The organism is Candidatus Phytoplasma bonamiae (genome assembly GCF_030586845.1).
GTDB lineage: Bacteria > Bacillota_I > Bacilli_A > Acholeplasmatales > Acholeplasmataceae > Phytoplasma > Phytoplasma bonamiae.
Map to the genome: position 1 here is coordinate 1 of NZ_JAOSIQ010000029.1, position 5,033 is coordinate 5,033.

2 tRNA genes and 3 rRNA genes are annotated in these 5,033 nt (G+C 45.2%); all 5 read right to left on the reverse strand.

Annotation, left to right across the window (positions count from 1 at the left end):
* Positions 1-39 precede the first annotated feature (39 nt).
* Positions 40-115 (reverse strand) — tRNA-Val (locus tag OC701_RS02225).
* A gap of 11 nt (positions 116-126) precedes the next feature.
* Positions 127-242: ribosomal RNA gene (rrf, locus tag OC701_RS02230) — 5S ribosomal RNA — on the reverse strand.
* A 40-nt stretch (positions 243-282) separates the two neighbouring features.
* Positions 283-3,162, reverse strand: a 23S ribosomal RNA gene (locus OC701_RS02235).
* 68 nt (positions 3,163-3,230) lie between these two features.
* Positions 3,231-3,307, reverse strand: a tRNA-Ile gene (locus OC701_RS02240).
* An 80-nt stretch (positions 3,308-3,387) separates the two neighbouring features.
* Positions 3,388-4,917 (reverse strand): 16S ribosomal RNA (locus OC701_RS02245).
* Together the 16S, 23S and 5S rRNA genes with 2 tRNA genes alongside form the textbook arrangement of a ribosomal RNA operon.
* Positions 4,918-5,033: the final 116 nt, after the last annotated feature.

Here is a 5,033-nt window from a genome sequence, read left to right on the forward strand (position 1 = left end):
GGCACAAATAAAAATTATAATAATTTAGAAGTTTTGGTTTGGTAGAGAATGAGGGGATCGAACCCCCGACCTCCTGCTTGTAAGGCAGATGCTCTCCCAGCTGAGCTAATTCTCTACTACAAATAATTCCGGGCAAACCCCTATCTTGGCAATTCAAATGAATTACTATTGTGGGGACCACAAGTCTTAACTGCTGTGTTCGGGATGGGAACAGGTGGAACCCCTGTGTTAAATCACCCGGAATCTCTCAAAACTAGGCAAATTCTAGTTATTTTCCATATATCATCAAAGTCGTTGGATCTATTAGTACTAGTCAGCTCCAAATATCACTACTCTTCCACTTCTAGCCTATCAACCTGATCGTCTTTCAGGGATCTCTTAGGGAAATCTCATCTTGAGGGAGGCTTCACACTTAGATGCTTTCAGTGTTTATCCCGACTATACATAGCTACCCAGCTATGGCTCTGGCGAACCAACTGGTGCACCAGCGGTATATCCATCCCGGTCTTCTCATACTAGGGACAGTTCCTCGCAAATTTCCAACGCCCACGACGGATAGAGACCGAACTGTCTCACGACGTTCTGAACCCAGCTCGCGTACCGCTTTAATGGGCGAACAGCCCAACCCTTGGAACCTGCTCCAGCTCCAGGATGCGATGAGCCGACATCGAGGTCCCAAACCGCCCCGTCGCTGTGAACGCTCGGGGGCGATAAGGCTGTTATCCCCAGGGTAGCTTTTATCCGTTGAGTCACGGCCCTTCCATTCGGTACCGCAAGATCACTAAGTCCGACTTTCGTCCCTGCTCGACTTGTAGGTCTCGCAGTCAAGCTCCCTTATACCTTTACGCTCTAAAAATGATTTCTGACCATTTTGAGGGAACCTTTGAACGCCTCCGTTACTTTTTAGGAGGCGACCGCCCCAGTCAAACTGCCCACCAAACACTGTCCCTCATAATCCACTTATGCAGGTTAGAAACTAAAAATCTCAAGAGTGGTATCCCACCGCTGACTCCCTTTAAACTAGCGCCTAAAGTTCTCAGTCTCCCACCTATCCTGTACATGAGATTTCCAATTTCAATATTAAGCTACAGTAAAGCTCCATGGGGTCTTTTCGTCCTGTCGCGGGTAACCGGCATTTTCACCGGTAATTTGATTTCACCGAGACTCTTGTTGAGACAGCGCCCAAATCGTTATGCCTTTCGTGCAGGTCGGAATTTACCCGACAAGGAATTTCGCTACCTTAGGACCGTTATAGTTACGGCCGCCGTTCACTGGGACTTCAATTCAATGCTTTGGGCAAGCCCGAACATCTCCTCTTAATCTTCCAGCACCGGGCAGGCATCAGCCCCTATACATCACCTTACGGTTTAGCAGAGACCTGTGTTTTTGATAAACAGTCGCTTGGGCCTATTCTCTGCGGCTTTTACTTTTTATCATAAAAGCTCTCCTTATCCCGAAGTTACGGAGTCATTTTGCCGAGTTCCTTAACAAGAGTTTTCTCGCGCGTCTTAGTATACTCTACCTTCCCACCTGTGTCGGTTTACGGTACAGGTAAAAAAACCATTAACCTTAGAAGCTTTTCTAGAAAATATGAACGCAGTCACGTTACCCTCAAATCTCATTTTTTGGCAAGTAAGAAGACGGATTTGCCTATCTTCTCAAACTTGATTTTTCGACCCTAATCCAATAAAGGGCGTGCTTGTCCTCTTTTGTCCCTCCATCAGTGATTTTTTTAGTGCAGGAATTTTAGCCTGCTGGTCATCGACTACGCATTTCTGCCTCGCCTTAGTTCCTGACTAACCCAGGGCGGACGACCCTGCCCCTGGAAACCTTGGGTTTTCGACGGATAGAATTCTCATCTATCTTTTCGTTACTTACACCGGCATTCTCACTTCTAACCTCTCCACTACTGCTTCCGCTATAGCTTCTACGATGTTAGAACGCTTCCCCTACCACATATTCCTTAGCTATTACTAGCCGAAACATATCCGTAGCTTCGGTATAATGTTTGAGCCCCGTTACATTTTCGGTGCAAAAATATTAGATTAGTGAGCTATTACGCACTCTTTAAAAGATGGCTGCTTCTAAGCCAACTTCCTAATTGTTTTAACGTTTTTACTTCCTTAACCACTTAACATTAATTTAGGGACCTTAGCTGACGGTCTGGGCTCTTTCCCTTTTGACCATGGACCTTATCACCCATCGTCTGACTGCTGGGATACGGTTCTTGACATTCGGAGTTTAATTGAGATTGGTACCCCGAGGTGGAGCCCGCACTCATTTAGTGCTCTACCTTCAAGAACTATTAAATACCCAACGCTAGCCCTAAAGCTATTTCGGGGAGAACCAGCTATCTCTGAGTTCGATTGGAATTTCACCTCTAGCCACAAATCATCCAAACACTTTTCAACGTGTCCTGGTTCGGCCCTCCATGACGTGGTCACGTCACTTCAGCCTGTTCATGGCTAGCTCACTTCAGTTTCGGGTCTATGACATACAACTAAACGCCCTCTTCAGACTCGCTTTCGCTCCGGCTGCGTTCCTTCAAACTTAACCTTGCTCTATATCATAACTCGCCGGTTCATTCTGCAAAAGGCACGCCATCACTCCTAAATGAGCTTTGACTACTTGTAAGCACACAGTTTCAGGATCTATTTCACTCCCCTTCCGGGGTTCTTTTCACCTTTCCCTCACGGTACTAGTTCACTATCGGTCACCAAGGAGTATTTAGCCTTAGGAGATGGTCCTCCTATCTTCCGACAAGATTTCTCGTGTCTCGCCGTACTTGAGGATACCCTAGATTTTAACTTACCTCTACAGGATTTTCACCTTCTGGGATATAGCTTTCCAACTATTTCGAGTTCATTAAAATTTGATAACTAGTTGTTGGTATCCGGCTGTTCCAGATTCGCTCGTCACTACTACCGGAATCGTTATTACTTTCTGTTCCTACAGTTACTTAGATATTTCAGTTCACTGCGTTCCTTTCAATTAGTTAGTTACCTAATAATTGATACTATAACTTCTTATAGTAGGTTGCCCCATTCGGAAATCCACGGATCTACACTTATTTACAGCTCCCCGTAGCGTATCGCCGTTAATTGCGTCCTTCATCAGCTCTTGGTGCCTAGGCATCCACTGTGCGCTCTTATTTCCTTTAATGTTCCGGAGAAATAACTATTATTTACCTAATTTTCAAAGAATTTGTGTTCTTACGACACCTATAACTCTGGTGGGCCTAAATGGACTTGAACCACCGACCTCACGCTTATCAGGCGTGTGCTCTAACCGACTGAGCTATAGGCCCTTCGTGAAGCCACGAAGAAAAACTTAGTTATCCTAAGTCTTTCAAAACTGAAGATGATTGATTTTATTGGTTTTCCTTAGAAAGGAGGTGATCCATCCCCACCTTCCGGTAGGGATACCTTGTTACGACTTAACCCCAATCATCGACCCTACCTTAGACGGCGCCCTCTCGAATAAACGAGTTAAGCTACCGTTTTGGGGTATTGCCAACTTTCGTGGTTTGACGGGCGGTGTGTACAAACCCCGAGAACGTATTCACCGCGACATGCTGATTCGCGATTACTAGCGATTCCAACTTCATGAAGTCGAGTTGCAGACTTCAATCCGGACTGAGACTGTTTTTGGGGATTGGCCAAGAACTTACGTTTCAGCTACCCTTTGTAACAGCCATTGTATCACGTTTGTAGCCCAGGTCATAAGGGGCATGCTGATTTGACGTGATCCTCACCTTCCTCCAGTTTATCACTGGCAGTCTCATTAAAGTCCCCACCATAACGTGCTGGCAACTAACGATAAGGGTTTCGCTCGTTTTAGGACTTAACCTAACATCTCACGACACGAGCTGACGACAACCATGCACCACCTGTGTTTCTGATAACCTCCACGATATTACTACCGTTTCGCAAAAACATGTCAAGACCTGGTAAGGTTTTTCGGGTATCTTCGAATTAAACAACATGATCCACCGCTTGTGCGGAGTCCCGTCAATTCCTTTAAGTTTCATACTTGCGTACGTACTACTCAGGCGGAGTACTTAATGTGTTAACTTCAGTACCGGTTTGACCCGACACTTAGTACTCATCGTTTACGGCGTGGACTACCAGGGTATCTAATCCTGTTTGCTCCCCACGCTTTCGTGCCTCAGCGTCAGTTAAGACCCAGCGAGCCGCCTACGCCTCTGGTGTTCCTCCATATATTTACGCATTTTACCGCTACACATGGAATTCCACTCGCCTCTATCTAACTCAAGTTTAGCAGTTTCAATAGCCGGACAATGTTAAGCATTGCCATTACACCACTGACTTACTAGACCGCCTACGCACCCTTTACGCCCAATAATTCCGGATAACACTTGCCCCTTATGTCTTACCGCGGCTGCTGGCACATAATTAGCCGGGGCTTATTCATCAAGTACCGGCAAACAAATGGTTCACCACTTGCCTTTCTTCCTTGATAAAAGAACTTTACATACCAAAGTACTTCGTCATTCACGCGGCGTTGCTCGGTCAGAGTTTCCTCCATTGCCGAAAATTCCCTACTGCTGCCTCCCGTAGGAGTTTGGGCCGTGTCTCAGTCCCAATGTGGCTGTTCGACCTCTCAGTCCAGCTACACATCATCGTCTTGGTAGGCCATTACCCTACCAACTAACTAATATGGCGCAAGCCCGTCCTAAAGTATACCTATTACTAGGTCTTTTAAAAGGTACAAGATGCCTCATATCTTCCTATCCAGTCTTAGCCACTGTTTCCAATGGTTATCCTCGTCTTTAGGGTAGGTTGCTTACGTGTTACTCACCCGTTCGCCACTAAAACCCGAAGGTTTTCGTTCGACTTGCATGTATTAGGCACGCCGCCAGCGTTCATCCTGAGCCAGGATCAAACTCTTCGTAATAAATCATTTAAATAAATAATATTTATTTAAATATCGTTTAATATTTAATAATTTTTATAATATATAGAATATTATAATAAATAATAAAATATCATCTTCAGTTTTCAAAGAAGTAG